At 44.9% G+C, this 14,780-nt stretch carries 14 protein-coding genes; 13 read left to right on the top strand and 1 reads right to left on the bottom strand.

Annotated features, from left to right (window positions below):
• Positions 1–118 precede the first annotated feature (118 nt).
• A complete protein-coding gene (locus ACIGBN_RS08070; RefSeq protein ID WP_396664708.1) occupies positions 119–1,312 on the bottom strand; it encodes a MalY/PatB family protein in 1,194 nt (397 codons plus the stop codon).
• Between the two features lie 524 nt (positions 1,313–1,836).
• On the opposite strand from ACIGBN_RS08070, the gene ACIGBN_RS08065 reads away from it, so the two are divergent.
• From ACIGBN_RS08065 to ACIGBN_RS08005, 13 genes are all read left to right on the top strand, one after another.
• The gene (locus ACIGBN_RS08065; protein ID WP_133003461.1) at positions 1,837–2,856 is read left to right on the top strand and encodes an ABC transporter substrate-binding protein; all 1,020 of its coding nucleotides are present in this window, start codon (positions 1,837–1,839) and stop codon (positions 2,854–2,856) included.
• Positions 2,857–2,865: 9 nt separating this feature from the next.
• Positions 2,866–3,648: an ABC transporter permease gene (locus ACIGBN_RS08060; protein WP_207923384.1), complete on the top strand. Its 783-nt coding sequence runs from the start codon at positions 2,866–2,868 to the stop codon at positions 3,646–3,648.
• Entirely contained in the window at positions 3,633–4,364 is a 732-nt protein-coding gene (locus ACIGBN_RS08055) for an ABC transporter ATP-binding protein (RefSeq protein ID WP_133003462.1), read from the top strand. The genes ACIGBN_RS08060 and ACIGBN_RS08055 overlap by 16 nt, the downstream gene beginning before the upstream one ends.
• 19 nt (positions 4,365–4,383) lie before the next feature.
• Positions 4,384–4,686, top strand: coding sequence for a hypothetical protein (locus ACIGBN_RS08050; RefSeq protein ID WP_396664705.1), 303 nt, complete (start codon positions 4,384–4,386; stop codon positions 4,684–4,686).
• Positions 4,687–5,044: 358 nt separating this feature from the next.
• Positions 5,045–6,709 carry a LytS/YhcK type 5TM receptor domain-containing protein gene (locus tag ACIGBN_RS08045; protein ID WP_396664703.1) on the top strand — a complete coding sequence of 555 codons (1,665 nt, stop codon included), beginning with the start codon at positions 5,045–5,047 and terminating at the stop codon, positions 6,707–6,709.
• Positions 6,710–6,809: 100 nt separating this feature from the next.
• The gene (gene btsR, locus ACIGBN_RS08040) at positions 6,810–7,544 is read left to right on the top strand and encodes a two-component system response regulator BtsR (RefSeq protein WP_396664701.1); all 735 of its coding nucleotides are present in this window, start codon (positions 6,810–6,812) and stop codon (positions 7,542–7,544) included.
• A 188-nt stretch (positions 7,545–7,732) separates the two neighbouring features.
• Complete coding sequence (locus ACIGBN_RS08035; protein ID WP_396664699.1) at positions 7,733–9,223, top strand: carbon starvation protein A; 1,491 nt, start codon at positions 7,733–7,735, stop codon at positions 9,221–9,223.
• Positions 9,224–9,399: 176 nt separating this feature from the next.
• Positions 9,400–10,314, top strand: coding sequence for a LysR family transcriptional regulator (locus tag ACIGBN_RS08030; RefSeq protein WP_133003464.1), 915 nt, complete (start codon positions 9,400–9,402; stop codon positions 10,312–10,314).
• 237 nt (positions 10,315–10,551) lie between these two features.
• Positions 10,552–11,577 carry a TRAP transporter substrate-binding protein DctP gene (dctP, locus tag ACIGBN_RS08025; protein ID WP_396664805.1) on the top strand — a complete coding sequence of 342 codons (1,026 nt, stop codon included), beginning with the start codon at positions 10,552–10,554 and terminating at the stop codon, positions 11,575–11,577.
• A gap of 43 nt (positions 11,578–11,620) precedes the next feature.
• On the top strand, positions 11,621–12,109 hold the full coding sequence (locus ACIGBN_RS08020; RefSeq protein WP_133003466.1) for a TRAP transporter small permease: 489 nt from the start codon (positions 11,621–11,623) through the stop codon (positions 12,107–12,109).
• Positions 12,103–13,380, top strand: a complete 1,278-nt coding sequence (locus ACIGBN_RS08015; RefSeq protein ID WP_396664696.1) for a TRAP transporter large permease — start codon at positions 12,103–12,105, stop codon at positions 13,378–13,380. Before ACIGBN_RS08020 ends, ACIGBN_RS08015 begins: the two co-directional genes overlap by 7 nt.
• A 1-nt stretch (position 13,381) precedes the next feature.
• The gene (locus tag ACIGBN_RS08010) at positions 13,382–14,134 is read left to right on the top strand and encodes a M15 family metallopeptidase (RefSeq protein ID WP_396664694.1); all 753 of its coding nucleotides are present in this window, start codon (positions 13,382–13,384) and stop codon (positions 14,132–14,134) included.
• Between the two features lie 312 nt (positions 14,135–14,446).
• Positions 14,447–14,746, top strand: coding sequence for a DUF2607 family protein (locus tag ACIGBN_RS08005; RefSeq protein ID WP_133003471.1), 300 nt, complete (start codon positions 14,447–14,449; stop codon positions 14,744–14,746).
• Positions 14,747–14,780: the final 34 nt, after the last annotated feature.

The raw sequence follows: 14,780 nt of genomic DNA, 5'->3' as shown, positions 1-14,780 counted from the left end.
GTCTGCCCCATAAGGTATGTCATTTTAGTAGGTTGTTTTAATAGATGATATTAGGGGGCTTAAAGCTCATTAAACAGGGAGTTAAATGAGCTTTAAGCAATGTGTATTTTAATCGAGGCTATATAGCCGAGAGCAAACGCTGTACCGCTTCTTCAACCGTGGAGCGTGGGCAGCCTAAGTTTATCCTCATGTAACCATGACCTTCTAGGCCAAACTTCTGTCCCTTATCTAACCAAAGGCGTGCTTTTGTGAGCATGAAATGCTCTAGCTCTGGGGCGCTCATTTCCATTCCTCGACAGTCCATCCAGCTTAAATACAAAGAATCTGCCGGCAAGACTTTAATTTTGTCCGTCGCACTGTTAATGGCGTCAGCAAAGTAACTATGATTGCCTCGTAAATACTCAAGCAGTTCTTCCAGCCAAGGCTCACCATGAGTGTACGCGGCTTCCGCAGCCACCATGCCAAGAGTGTTGACTAATGGAAACATATTGCGCTCGTACTGGCGTATGAACTCGGCTCGCAAACGAGGGTTTGGGATCATTACATTGGCGCTTTGCAAACCCGGTAAATTAAACGTTTTACTTGGTGCCGTACAAGTAATGCTATTGCGCGCATAACCTTCTCCTAAAGAGGCAAAGGGAATGTGTTTTTTCAGCGGATTCATAATCAAATCTTGGTGTATTTCATCGGCAACCACCAAGACGCCATGGCGTTCACAGATATCACCCATGGTACGAAGCTCAGCCTCAGTCCAAACATTACCCGTTGGATTATGAGGGTTACTCATAATAAAGAGTTTGGTATTGGGTTGAATGGCTTGCTCGAAAATATCTGGATCAAAACCGTAACCCGTTTCTGTTCGTGTCAGCGGTGCAAGGGCCAAACGTCGGCCATTCATCAACATATCATCGTGAAAGTGTGCGTACACTGGTGGCTGTATGAGTATGGAATCGCCCTGTGCTGAAAATGCCTGAGCGATTACTTTTAGGCTGGTAATGATACCTGGTGTATGCACGAGCCAATCTGCTTCTACTTTCCAATTAAAGCGTTTTGCCTGCCAGTTAATAACGGCCTTTTGGTAGCTTTCTGTCGCGCCGCCAGGGTAGCCAAATATGCCTTCTTCCACCGCGCCATGCAGCGCCTCAATAACAGCTTGTGGTGCGCGAAAATCCATATCCGCGACCCACATTGGTAACGGGTTAGCCTTGGCTTCGCTTGCTTGTAATAGCTGATCAGCATGAGCCCATTTCATAGAATTTGTTTTAGAGCGATTGATTACTTCGTCAAAAATAGACTTAACAGGTAAGCTCATCTGTACTCCTAGTGATTTAATTGGTTGGCATTGTTTTCCGCCTAGGCTGGTAGTACTCCATGTTGTAAGAGCATAAAAACTGATTTATTTGTACCACGGCTTATTAAACTGAATGACCTTCTTTCTTTTCATTAACCTATGATTAAAAGTCATTTTGCATCTCCTAGAAGTGGCACTATTTTTGATAAGACAATGTCTATTGTTTCGCTCACTCAGGGAAGCACAGTATGCTCATTGCTATTATTCCCCCTCAGCCCTCTGTCGCGCCTTAAAATAGGGCGTAAAGGCCAGTATGATTTGTGTTAAAAAACCATTCAGATGCAGGCGATAGATTCTTCTTTTAGAGCATAATTAAGCAGCAAACGAGTCATATCTTATTGATATTAAGCAGGATTCTTCGACTTGTATTTTTCTATTGAGATTGTTTTGTTCTGTTTAGTTCGAAATGATCTTTATTTGGGTTTTAATATTCCTTTAGTTTATATATGATTTGCACTCAAATCTTAATTATCTGGAGTGCTCTCATGCGTCGTCTCGTGACTCTGATGGCTTTGGTGTTGTGTGGCTGGAGTAGTTTAGTGGCCGCTGCCGATAAGTCCCTTGAAATTGGCTATATGCCCATTATTCCTGTTTCCCAAGCGTTTATTGTCTTGGAAAATAATACATTAGAGAACGCAGGCATTAGCGATCCTAAGTTGTTCAAATTTCAAAATGGCCCTGCGATTGTACAGGCCTTGTTGGCCGGTCAGTTAGATGTTGCTTATCTTGGCATTGGGCCCGCTATGGTAGCGCGAGCGAAAGGCGCTGACATCAAAGTGGTTGCTTCTAACATTGTTGAGCAAATCAGCATGGTAGCGTTAGGTGGGTTGTCGCCTTATTTTGACAACGGCGATGCAAAAACAGCGTTTGCCCGCTTTAAAGCAGATAAAGGTCGTAAAGCCGTTATCTCCACTTTCCCTAGAGGTTCTGTACCAGAAACCGTGTTGCAGTACTGGTTGCAAACGCAATTGGGCATGAGCCAAGATGAGATCAAGCAAAACATCGACATTATTTACCAAGGTGCGGCTCAGGTTCAGCAATCACTAATGACAGAAGCCGTTGATGGCGCTGCAATTCTAGAGCCTGTCGTCAGCATAGTTACGGATCGTAAGTCCGATGCGAAAGTCGTCGCATCTGGTTCTGGTATGTTTCCACATCAGCCGGGTGCGGTGCTGGCCGTGCGTGAGTCCTTGATTAATGAGCACCCTGAATGGGTAAAAGCCTTGGTGAAAGCCCATATAGCGGCAACGGACGAACTGCGTAATGATCCAGAAAAAGCGGTGAAATCGGTGGGTAAATACGTCGGTGGCGGTCGTTTACCTGCAAAAATTGTCTTAAATGCGCTAAAGAACTCACGCGATCAGTTTCAAGCAGACCCAAATGCCATCATCGATGGCACTCGTACCATGCGTGATTTTCAAGCAAGTCAGGGCACACTCAAAGCGAGTGTCGACCTTAACGCCTTGTTTGATGTGCGCTTCTATAATGAGTTAATTAAGGAGTAATTCCCCGTCATGGCATTACAAGCTCATCCTTTGACACGCTCCCGATCGGGGCGTGCCTTACTGGGAATGATAGGTGTGGCGGCGTTTGTCATGCTCTGGAAATACGCTCAATCGGCAGGCTGGGCGGCAGCAGGAACTATCCCAGACCCATTTAGATTGCCACAAGCATTGGCCGATGAGTGGACCTCAGGACGTTTGATACCGGCGGTTCTTTCCAGCTTGGTTCACTACATCTGGGGCTTAGCCATTGGTACTTTTCTGGGCTTCTTGATTGGTACCTTGGCAGCGTCTTCATCCTTGTTAGACGCATTGCACGCTTGGCTAGCACGGATTCTACGACCGATTCCTCCATTAGCATGGGTCGTTTTTGCTATTGCTTGGTTTAAAGTAAGTCATGCCGGAGCCGCGTTCGTGATTGCGATTGGCGTGTTTTGGGTAAACTACTTTGCGACCTATTCTGCGGTTCGTAATGTGGATTCTCGCTTTTATGAACTGGCGCGTGCTTTTGGTCAAAATGGGCATTTGCGTCAGGCGCTTCAAGTGACCTTGCCTGGGGCAGCGACGGGTATTTTTTCCGGCATTCGAACCGGTATCGGACAAGCTTGGATGACGTTAATCGCCGCCGAATTGTTGGGTGTTCCAGGTATGGGGCAGGAAATGAATTCGGCCGCTGGCGTAGGGGCTTACGAAGTGGTTGTGGTTTACATGCTGATTATCTCTCTGGTTTATACCTTGAGCGATACCCTGTTTGGTTTTATTGAGAAGCGAGTGTTGACATGGCGCCCATCCTAAATATTGAAGGCCTGAGCTATCACTATGGTGAAAGCCCAGAGCCTGTTTTTGCTAACTTGGATCTTCGTATCGAAGACGGTGAGTTTATCGCAGTCGTGGGTGGCTCTGGCGTTGGCAAATCGACCTTGTTACGCTGTGTTGCTGGTCTTGCTACGGCGAGTCATGGCAGCATCTCACTGCAAGTTGAGGAAGACAATACTCGCCGCTCTCGTGGCGTTGTGTTCCAAGACGGCCGCCTAATGCCTTGGCGTCGTTTGCGCAGTAATGTGGCTTACGGTCTTAAAGGTCTTAAGCTCACCGCGCAAGAAAAAGCCAATCGTGTTGACGAAGTGCTAAAGCTCGCTCGACTTGATGAGCTGGCTGACCGTTGGCCCCATCAATTGTCAGGTGGGCAAATACAGCGTGGTGGTATCGCCAGAGCATTGGCGGTTAAGCCTCACTTATTGTTGATGGATGAGCCGTTCAGCGCGGTGGACGCTATCACGCGTCAGCATTTGCAAGATCAGTTATTAGCGATCTGGGAACAGACACGCAAAGCGGTGATGTTTATTACCCACGATATTGAAGAAGCCATTTATTTGGCGGATCGAGTGGTGGTGCTGTCCGGTTCACCGGCGAACGTCGTGCTAGACCAAGCTATTGACCTGCCACGCCCTCGTCGCCGTGGCTCCGATGCTCTGCAAACATTGGCTCAAGACATCGCCAACGCACTTTAATTTTTAGAAGGAAACCGTCATGGCTGTTACTCAGTTATTGATTCATGCACCCACAGTGGATGCTCTGAAGCGAGCTCAGAATAACGCTCGCAACTTGCTTAAATTGGAATCCGACGCTGAAGTGGAAATCGTCGTAAATGGTCCAGCTGCCGCATTGGCGGTTACCCTAACTGACGAAGACATTTTAAGCCGCTTGGTGATTTGTCGTAATAGCCTTCAAGCGCAATCACTTTCTGCTCAAGAAGGCGTTAAGCAAGTCGATGCAGCGGTTCAGTACCTTGCTCATCAGCAAGCGAAGGGGTGGGCTTACCTCCGCGCTTAAGCTAATTTACTAGCTCTTATAAGTCTTTGGTAAAGTACTTTGAAGAGCTAGGCAACTAACGCTCATTAGACAATGGTTTAATGAGCGTTATGCTATATCCACTATGCCTTTTTATTAACAACCCAAACCATAAAAAAATGGCCGTGTAGCGGCAGTCTTAGTGGATTAACTCCTGTCGTTATCTGCGCTTTTATCTCTGAGCAATTTCATTCCTTTGGTTTGTTTAGGTCTTTCTTCGCATAAGACTAAATCTGGTCATTATCTTTTCTTTGCGATATCTTGAGCGAAAATGAAGTGTTGGCCTATGTGCTTCCCATCTTCGTAACTTCATGTTCTACAAGACAACAGATTAGGGCTTATGCACTTAGTACCATCGTTATTACAGCAAATGTGCGTGTATCTTGTGTTGGCTTATATGCTAAGCAAGACTCCGGTTTTCTTACCGCTGCTAAATATTTCTTCAAGACGATCACACAAATTTATTTGTTATCTACTGTTCTCTTTATTTTGCATAATGGGAACCCATTTTGGCCTAGAGTTTGACGACGCTATTGCGAATACTCGTGCGATTGGGGCCGTTATAGGTGGTCTCTTAGGCGGTCCGGTGGTGGGTTTTCTGGTTGGTTTAACTGGCGGTTTACATCGTTATAGCTTGGGTGGCTTCACCGATGTTGCGTGTGCCATATCGACAACGGCTGAAGGGCTGATTGGTGGTTTAGTGCACCTGTATTTTGTCAGGAAAAAGCAGCCTGAACGGTTGTTTAAACCCATGGTCGTGCTTGCGGTTACCTTTGTTGCCGAAGTAATTCAAATGCTGATTATTATCGCGGTGGCTAAGCCATTTAGTCAGTCCTATCAACTGGTATCTGAAATTGCGGTGCCAATGATTGTTTCTAACTGCGTAGGGGCTGCTTTGTTTGTAAGCATTCTACAAGACAAAAAAACAATCTTTGAGGAATATTCAGCAACGTTCTCGAAGCGTGCATTGACGATTGCTGAACGTAGCGTTGGTATCTGGAATTCAGGGTTTGATGCTAGTAACTCTGAAAAGGTCGCCAGAATCATTTACGAAGAAACGAAAGTAGGCGCTGTAGCGATCACAGACACCGAGAAGATCTTAGCCTTTATCGGCACGGGTGATGATCACCATAAGCCGAATACGCCCATTTCTTCTAAATATACGCTCCAAGCGATGGCGTTAAATCAAGTGATGTTTCTCGGCAGTGGAGAAACGCCTTATCACTGCTCATTATCCAAGCATTGTAAGCTGGGTTCTGCCATGGTAATTCCATTGCGAGCAGGTAAAAAAGTCGTAGGTTCGATCAAACTTTATGAGCCGAAACGGAAAATACTGTCCAATATTAATCGCTCAATGGGAGAGGGAATTGGTCAGCTGTTATCGAGTCAGATTTTATATGGTGATTTTCAGCACCAACAGACTTTACTAACCCAAGCCGAAATTAAGTTGTTGCAAGCTCAAGTAAACCCACACTTTCTTTTTAACGCGCTGAACACAATCAGTGCGGTTGTCCGCCGTGACCCTAATAAAGCGAGAGAACTCATACAGCATCTATCGCACTTCTTTCGTAGTAATCTAAAGCAAAATATTGAAACGGTCTCTTTTAAAGAGGAGCTGTCACATGTCAAAGCATACCTTACAATAGAAAAGGCACGCTTCACGGACAGATTAGAAATCGACATCAATATTGATGATGAAATATTAGATAAACCACTGCCAAGTTTTACTTTACAGCCTCTTGTTGAAAATGCCATTAAACATGGGATCAGCCATTTACTAGAAGGCGGTAAAGTCAGAATCTATAGCCAGAAAGTCACGGCAGGGCATCGTATCTACGTGGAAGACAACGCAGGACGTTTTATCACACCATTGATGGATTCTGATGGGTTAGGAATGCAGATAGTCACAAAACGTCTAATTAATTTATTTGGCTCTCGCTCAGATCTGACTATTGATTGTCAGCAAGATGAGTACACTCGAATGAGTTTTCTGTTACCCCTATAAAATGCGTCAACAGGCTTGGTCTTAGTCATCATTGGCGATTAGAATGTCGCTTATTTAGCCCTGTATACCTCTAAAAACAAGAATGTGAGACAACGTAATTATGCTAACGGCAATCGTAATAGATGATGAGTTTTTTGCCCGTGAAGAGTTAACAGAGTTGCTTCTAGAAACAGAAGAAGTGAACGTGATCGGACAGGCTGCCAATGCAATAGACGGTCTGAAGTTGATTCATACGGTTAAGCCCGATGTGGTCTTTTTAGACATCCAAATGCCAAAGATAAGTGGGATAGAGCTTATTGGAATGTTAGACCCAGAGAGCATGCCTAGTGTTGTTTTTACTTCTGCCTTTGACCAATATGCGGTCAAAGCTTTCGAAGATAACGCCTTTGATTATTTACTTAAGCCGATCGATCCTCAGCGGTTAAAGGTCAGTATAAAGCGTTTGCTGAAAGTAAAAAGTACTCAGGTCATTCCGCATACCAAGGCACAAGTCGATGCCTTAGCCACTCAGTCATTGCAACAAGTACCTTGTGTTGGCCACCAACGTATCATGATTGTGCCAATTGAAGAGGTGGAAACGGCGTACAGTGATATCTCAGGCGTTCACATTCAAACCGCTACGCAGCGTGAAACCAGCCAACTTACCTTGAAAATTCTAGAAGAAAAGACATCGTTATTACGCTGCCATCGCCAGTATTTGATTAACACAAAAGCCATTAAAGAAATTCAGTTGCTGGACAATGGATTGGCAGAAGTCATTACCCGAAGCGGTAACGTGATTCCTGTCAGTCGTCGTTATTTGAAGGCCCTAAAGCTTGAACTTGGCATCGTCTAGAGACTAATGCCCACTGTTTAGTGGGTGATTTTCTAAATTTTCCAGTTTTCGTTTTTCCACTTATTGCCAACTAAGACCGCTTAAATTGGCATGTAACCGCTCAACAAAACGCCACATGATTATTATTGCGTATGGATTTATTGTCTTTGGAAAAAATAAAACCATCAATCTATAGGACAATAATAATTATGATGATGTTTCTTTTCTGTGTGGCTGCGTTAATCGCAGGCTACTTCATTTATGGTACCTTCGTAGAAAAAATCTTTGGCATCAAAGAAAATCGCACAACGCCCGCTTTTTCTAAGCGCGATGGTGTGGACTACGTGCCCATGTCTAATAAAAAAATCTACCTAGTTCAGTTATTAAACATAGCCGGAGTAGGGCCGATCTTTGGTCCTATTATGGGAGCGTTATACGGCCCAGCAGCCATGTTATGGATCGTTCTCGGTTGTATCTTTGCAGGCGCTACACACGACTATTTCTCGGGTATGCTTTCAATCAGAAATGGTGGAGCATCAGTCCCTTCAATAACCGGTCGTTACCTAGGCAAAGGCGCGAAGCATTTTATGAATGTGTTCGCGATTGTTTTGTTGCTTTTAGTCGGTGTTGTTTTCGTTTCAGCACCAGCGAGTATGATTACTAATCTAGTGAATGAGCAAACCAGCGCGACCATTTCAATGGGGACAATGGTTGTGATTATTTTTGCGTATTACATCCTAGCGACAGTCGTCCCTATCGATAAAATCATTGGTCGTTTTTACCCACTCTTTGGTGCCTTGTTAATCTTTATGTCTGTTGGTCTTATTGGCGCCATCGCATTTTCGAGTGACCACGCTATTTTGGCTGACTATAAATTCAGCGACATGTTTACTAACATGAATCCACACAATTTACCCTTGTGGCCTGCGCTGTTTATTACTATTGCTTGTGGCGCTATTTCAGGTTTTCATGCTACGCAATCGCCGCTTATGGCACGTTGTTTAGAAAATGAGAAAAATGGCCGTTTTGTGTTTTTCGGCGCCATGATCGGAGAAGGCGTTATCGCATTAATTTGGTGTGCTATCGCGCTGTCTTTCTTTGGTTCTATGGGCTCACTGGGTGATGCTGTCGCTCAAGGTGGTCCTGGAAATGTCGTCTATACGTCGTCTTTTGGCTTGTTAGGCACCTTTGGTGGCGTTATTGCGTTCTTAGGTGTGGTGATCTTGCCGATTACTTCAGGAGATACCGCGTTTCGTTCCAGCCGTCTTATTCTTGCTGAATACTTCAATATGGAGCAAAAAACGCTTAAAAATCGATTGCTAATGGCACTCCCATTGTTTGTTGTTGGCGGTGTGTTAACGCAAATTGATTTCGCTATTATTTGGCGATACTTCGGCTTTGCTAACCAAATGACAGCGGTAATGATGTTATGGACGGCGTCTGCTTACTTGCTTCGCTTTAATAAATTTCATTGGATCACAACGATTCCAGCGATGTTTATGACCGCCGTTTGTATTACTTTCATTCTTAACAGCAGTACATTAGGTTTCGGATTACCAATGCAGCTATCAACCATCATTGGCATACTTGGTATGTTTGTGGCCACTGCTTATGTGATTAAAATCTCCAAAGGTAAAGGAGACCCAGAGCTGGATCATGCAGAAGAAGAAAAGCTGCATGTGGCACCAGAAATTGTTTAGCTTTTTAGTTATGAACTAAATGCTTAGTGACTTTAAAGGTCGAACGATGCAAAGCGTTCGGCCTTTTTTACTTGTAGCCTTGTTTATTATGGCTTTGCTTCGTTAATCATTGTTTACTAAAAATAATGACGGTGTATGCTCATCCCACGCTTAATTCTATGATCTAGTGGTGACTAATGCATAAACTACCTCCGCGTGCACTCGAATATTTAAATGCCATCGCTCGTTATAAAACCTTACGTAAAGCCGCCAGTCGTTTAAATGTAGACCCTTCGGCGGTGAGCCGTTTGTTGTCTCAGTTAGAGGACAACTTGCAGCTGCCGATTTGGGATAGAACCAATAATCGCAATCCGATAACCCCCGCTGGGGATGAATTGCTGCAATATTATCGAAAAATGTGCGCCAGCGAGCAGGCCACGTTATCAAGGCTGGACGATTTACTGAACCTGCGCACAGGGGAGGTACGTATTGCCGTTGCAGAAGGGATTATTAGTGATCTCATTTCATCGCCCTTGCAGTCGTTTCTAAAAAAACACAAAGACATTCAGCTGACAGTCGAAATGGCGGGCGCACAAGACGCGGTGAATTTACTGCAAGAAGAGCATATTGATTTTGCTTTAACCTATGCATCGGTTAACCACCCTAAGTTGCATTGCCACCTAGAAACCGACCACCCATTAGAGCTTATCGTGCCACCAGGGCATGAGCTGACACAGCGAAAGACACCAGTAACCTTTGCCTCGGTTGCGGACTATCCCATTGCGCTGATTGATAAATCAACCGGTATGGGAAGGCTTGTTACCCTTGCAGAAGAAGTAAACCATCTGAAATTATCACCTAGCTTACGAACCAACTCAGTCGCCGCCTTGAAAAGTTTTGTCATGTCAGGCTTGGGCATTACTTTTATGCCAAGAATGACGGTGTCAGAAGAAATTAAACAGGGGCGTATTGTGGTGGTTCCCATAGTGAATAGCATTTTTCCTCAAGCAAAGGTTCGCGTGCTAAGTGTCGAAGGCCGAGAGCTAACGCTGGCGGCGCAGGCGTTATTGGATCACCTGTCTGAAACCATGACCTTTCTAGCGCACCGCTGACGTTTTGGCAAACGAGCGCGGTAAAACAGGCTTACGAAACAACGAACACCGACAATAGTCACATTAGGAAATGGCAATTTGGTGTCTTTATTTTTACGCTGTTGACTTAATATCAACGCTTTGTCACTTGTGATGTCAACAAGTCAAGTTTAGTTTGTTGGATGTAGAAACAAGATAATAAAAAATGTAAAAAGGCTCTGAAATCATAAAACTATAAAGGAACGTAACATGAACATTATGAACAAAATGTTGGGTAACAATCGTTTAGTGAAAACATTGACGCTGGGCGCCGCGCTAACGACGCTATCCTTCTCTGTGAGTGCTCAAACCATCAACCTAAGTTACAACGGCGCGCCAGATGCCGATAAAAATGCCGTGCATTTATTCGCGACCAACCTACAAAAGTTTGTTGCTGAGAAAACCAATGGCGACCTTAAAATTAAACTTTACCCAAACAGTATGCTGGGCGACGAAGATGAACGCATGGAGCAGGTGCTTAATACACCAAGTTTAAACATTGCGTCCTTTGGTGGTATTTCCCCTTTGTTCCCAGAGATTTTTGTCAGCGCGACACCTTTCTTGTTTGATGACTTTGCTCAAGCACACACGTTTTTTGACCAAGGTGAATATTGGAAAGCCGTGCAAAAAAGCTTCTATGAGCGCACCAATGGTCATTTGATGGCGGTTGTGGAAGAGGGGGGGTTCCTTGCATTTACAAACAATCAGCGTCCGATCAAATCGCCTGCCGACTTCGACGGTTTACGCTTTCGAGCAATGGACAAAAGTCAGGTTGCCCTTTACAACGCCTTTGGCGCCTCAGGCACCCCAATCCCGTGGACAGAAGTGTATCTAGCGCTGAAAACAGGCGTTGCCGATGGTCAAATGAACCCGCCTATGTACATCATTTTGGGCAGTTTGTTTGAAGTTCAAAAGTACATGACGCTGGCGAACATTCAATATTCGGATCAATTCCTAGTCGGTAACGATGAGCTTCTAAAAAGCCTATCGAAAAAAGACAAAGAAGCCTTGTTAGCGGCGGTAAAAGAAGCCAACGACATCAACCGAGTCTCGGTTGAAAGTAAGGTAGACGAGCGTATTGCTTACCTGAAAGAAAAAGGTGTTCAGGTGTATCAGCCAACCGCGGAAGAGTTAGAAGCGTTCCGTAAAGTCGGCCAACCTTCTTACTTCAAATGGTTGGAAGAAGAAGGGATTGACCAAAAATGGGTGGATCTAGCGCTGAAAGATGCTGGTTTTGAAAAGTAATCTTGTTTAATTTGGCGCCTTCGGGCGCCTCTTTGAGGCTCTTATGACACTACAACGTATTCGAATGACCCTATACAAAGCGATGTTGTTGCTCTCAGCCAGTATTCTCGCTTTCAACGTGTTGCTGATCTTGTATAGCGTGTTTACCCGCTACATTTTAAATCATTCTCCCATTTGGTCCGATGAACTTTCCCGCTACGCCATCATCGCTAGCGTCCTCTTAGCCATGTCGTGCGCCTATATGGATTCGCGCCATATGAAGGTCGCCTTTTTAGAGCAGACGGTTAACTCAAAATTGCGCTCCGTCATTCAGATGTACCAATGGTTGGTCATTCTGGGCGTGTCCTGTTTCTTTGTTTATGTTAGCGCACGTTACTCCCTTTCTTTAGGAAAATTCTCCACCATGGGGCTGGGCATAAGCAAAACCATTCCCTTGTTGTCCGTGCCTATTGGCTTTACCGCTTTGTTCGTCATGGTGTTGATTAAAGGGCCTTTTCCTGAGAAAGGTTCATTAAGGAAAGAAGTATGTTAGCTGCAATCATTGGCACTTTTTTAGTAAATATTCTGCTCGGTGTTCCCTTATTTATTTGTTTATTACTCGCCGCGTTAATCGGTTTTGTTTTTGTGGATTTTTCATTGGCTTATCGAATGATCCCACAACAGTTTTTTGGTGGAATTGACTCATTTGCATTAATGGCCATCCCGCTGTTTATTTTTGCCGGTAACCTGATGAACACCTCGGGGCTAACCTCACAATTGATTCGTCTAGCCAACTCTTTGGTAGGGCATTTACGAGGGGGCTTGGGTTATGTAAACGTCATCTCCAGTGTGTTCTTTGCAGGAGTGAATGGTTCAGCGGTGGCAGATACGTCGGCGTTAGGCTCATTGCTTGTCCCAGCGATGAAAAAAGAAGGCTATGCCACGAACTATGCCGCAGGGTTAACTGCCGCCAGTTCCTTGATCGGGCCGATTATTCCGCCCAGCATCTTTATGATTTTGTACGCTTCTTTAACCAATACATCGGTTGGTGATTTGTTTCTTGCAGGGGTGATCCCAGGCTTGTTACTGGGCAGTGCGTTTTTAGTGATGAACTATTTATACGTGCGCAAAGTTGGCATACAGAGTCAGCATGAGCGTGCCACTTTTAAAGGCATTATCCAGGCTTTTTGGTATTCGGCACCGGCCTTGATTGCGCCTTTTATTATTGTCTCCAGTATTGTCTTTGGCTTTGTAACACCGACAGAATCAGGCGCCTTAATCGTGGCTTATGCGATCATTTTAGGGGTGCTAAACCGCACGCTTAATTGGCGCAAACTGTTTGATTCCCTAGCGGATACGGCCATTTTGACTGGCACCATTTTTGTCATTATTGCGGCGTCTTCTGTGATCAGTTGGTTGCTTGCTTATGCCCAGCTGCCCGCGCAATTGGCGGAATACTTAGAACCGTTTAAAAACAACCCAACGGCCGTTTTACTGATCCTGAGCTTGCTCACCTTCTTCATTGGCATGCTGATGGAAGAAGTGTCTGCCTTGATGTTGTTAACGCCGGTCTTTTTTCCGGTGGCCATCGCGTCAGGCGTCGACCCAATACACCTTGGCGTAGTGATCACCATCAATATAACGATTGCTCTGATTACCCCTCCCATGGGCGCGTGCGTCTTTGTCGCAGCAGCGGTGAGTAAAATAGACATTACTGAAATGTTTAAGAGTATCTGGCCGTTTGTGTTGGTGGCTATTTGCGCTCAAGTTCTCGTGATTTGCTTTCCAGACTTAACTTTATTTTTACCTGGTATTTTTAAATAATATGAAGAGCCTTCAGCAATTACCCATCTCTAAGTGCGGTGAGTTCTCTTGGAGTGAATACAAAGCCATTGAGATTGTTGACAATGGCGAGGCATTAATTCCATTAAGCACATCGAGTCAATTAGTGACTTACCCGTTTTACGCCAAAATGGGCATAGCAAACGCCATGTCTGAGTGCTTTGTTAGGGAGAGTGTGTTTGAAAAGCTTCATCAAGTCGTCAAGCTGATCCCCGAAGGGAAGAGGCTGGTGGTGCTTGATGGCTGGCGACCTTTCTCGGTTCAGCAGCACCTTTTTGATACGCTCATTAATATCCTTAAAAAGTCGTTTCCGGATCATTCAGAGCCGTATTTGCATGAGAAGGCAAAGCGTCTTGTGTCGCCGCCGAGCAGTGATATAAAGGCGCCAAGCCCGCATATTACGGGCGGCTCTGTCGACGTTACCCTATGTGATGACATGGGGCGTTTTTTAGACATGGGGACACACTTCGACGAGGCCAATACCTTGTCATGGACCGATGCGCTAGAGAATGAAGATTATACGAACCGTGAGGCGCAAGAAAATCGTCGTATTCTCTACCATGCAATGAGCGAAGTGGGCTTTACCAACCTGCCGAGCGAGTGGTGGCATTATGATTTCGGCAATCAACTGTGGGCGTATCGTACTAAGGCGGCACAAGCGCTATATGGTGTGACGCGCCCTAGGGATATTATCAAGCAATGGGAAAGTGAGATTCTAGAAAACAAATTTATCTGACTTTGAACCTGCCGCTGTAAACGGCATTACCAAGCCATAACTGTATCTACTGATTAATAACTAGCGCATCAATAACACCTTCTAAGACCGGACGATCCAGATCGCTCGGTCTTTTTATTTTCTCGTGTCTGAAGGTTTTTACACAGTATTTGACCTCTTGGTTCTGGCTGTGTGTATTTCTTTAAATGCCTAGTTATGTTATAAAGTAACAAATTTTTTGTGGCGTTAGATACACTGCTTCCTGATCGCAATAAATTCTTTAAAAACAATCACTTTTGACGAACTTTATTGATACGGTCTCCAAGCTAACGCATGCCACAAAAGCAACCTACATTGAGTCAGATTATCTGCTGCGTTTTATTGGTGCTTGCGCTTGGTTTTATATCGAGCGCACACGATACGGACCCAGATGAGGTTCATCACCAGCACCATCAATGTGAGTTGTTTCATTTTTCTCAACAGTGGCTGCCTGCTACTGAATTTGTCTGGCCTGTGGTGTATCCGTCCCCCCAGCGCAGTATTCCTCTGTTTGTTTCCTTCTTTACTTTTGTAGCCCTAACGTCTCGCGCTCGGGCCCCGCCGTTGTTTCGTTCTTTTCCTAACCTTTATTAACAAGAAAATTGACCATGCTGAAATTGGCTCTTAT

This window comes from Marinomonas sp. NPDC078689 (assembly GCF_044542435.1).
Lineage (GTDB): Bacteria > Pseudomonadota > Gammaproteobacteria > Pseudomonadales > Marinomonadaceae > Marinomonas > Marinomonas arenicola.
The sequence above is the reverse complement of the archived record's forward strand: the minus strand, read 5'-3'. Positions and strand labels throughout refer to the sequence as shown.

What these genes read in the sequence shown, in the direction of transcription:
- ACIGBN_RS08070 (WP_396664708.1), bottom strand. Translation starts at nt 1,312, where the DNA reads ATGAGCTTACCTGTTAAGTCTATTTTTGACGAAGTAATCAATCGCTCT.
- ACIGBN_RS08065 (WP_133003461.1), top strand. Translation starts at nt 1,837, where the DNA reads ATGCGTCGTCTCGTGACTCTGATGGCTTTGGTGTTGTGTGGCTGGAGT.
- ACIGBN_RS08060 (WP_207923384.1), top strand. Translation starts at nt 2,866, where the DNA reads ATGGCATTACAAGCTCATCCTTTGACACGCTCCCGATCGGGGCGTGCC.
- ACIGBN_RS08055 (WP_133003462.1), top strand. Translation starts at nt 3,633, where the DNA reads ATGGCGCCCATCCTAAATATTGAAGGCCTGAGCTATCACTATGGTGAA.
- ACIGBN_RS08050 (WP_396664705.1), top strand. Translation starts at nt 4,384, where the DNA reads ATGGCTGTTACTCAGTTATTGATTCATGCACCCACAGTGGATGCTCTG.
- ACIGBN_RS08045 (WP_396664703.1), top strand. Translation starts at nt 5,045, where the DNA reads ATGCACTTAGTACCATCGTTATTACAGCAAATGTGCGTGTATCTTGTG.
- btsR (WP_396664701.1), top strand. Translation starts at nt 6,810, where the DNA reads ATGCTAACGGCAATCGTAATAGATGATGAGTTTTTTGCCCGTGAAGAG.
- ACIGBN_RS08035 (WP_396664699.1), top strand. Translation starts at nt 7,733, where the DNA reads ATGATGATGTTTCTTTTCTGTGTGGCTGCGTTAATCGCAGGCTACTTC.
- ACIGBN_RS08030 (WP_133003464.1), top strand. Translation starts at nt 9,400, where the DNA reads ATGCATAAACTACCTCCGCGTGCACTCGAATATTTAAATGCCATCGCT.
- dctP (WP_396664805.1), top strand. Translation starts at nt 10,552, where the DNA reads ATGAACAAAATGTTGGGTAACAATCGTTTAGTGAAAACATTGACGCTG.
- ACIGBN_RS08020 (WP_133003466.1), top strand. Translation starts at nt 11,621, where the DNA reads ATGACACTACAACGTATTCGAATGACCCTATACAAAGCGATGTTGTTG.
- ACIGBN_RS08015 (WP_396664696.1), top strand. Translation starts at nt 12,103, where the DNA reads ATGTTAGCTGCAATCATTGGCACTTTTTTAGTAAATATTCTGCTCGGT.
- ACIGBN_RS08010 (WP_396664694.1), top strand. Translation starts at nt 13,382, where the DNA reads ATGAAGAGCCTTCAGCAATTACCCATCTCTAAGTGCGGTGAGTTCTCT.
- ACIGBN_RS08005 (WP_133003471.1), top strand. Translation starts at nt 14,447, where the DNA reads ATGCCACAAAAGCAACCTACATTGAGTCAGATTATCTGCTGCGTTTTA.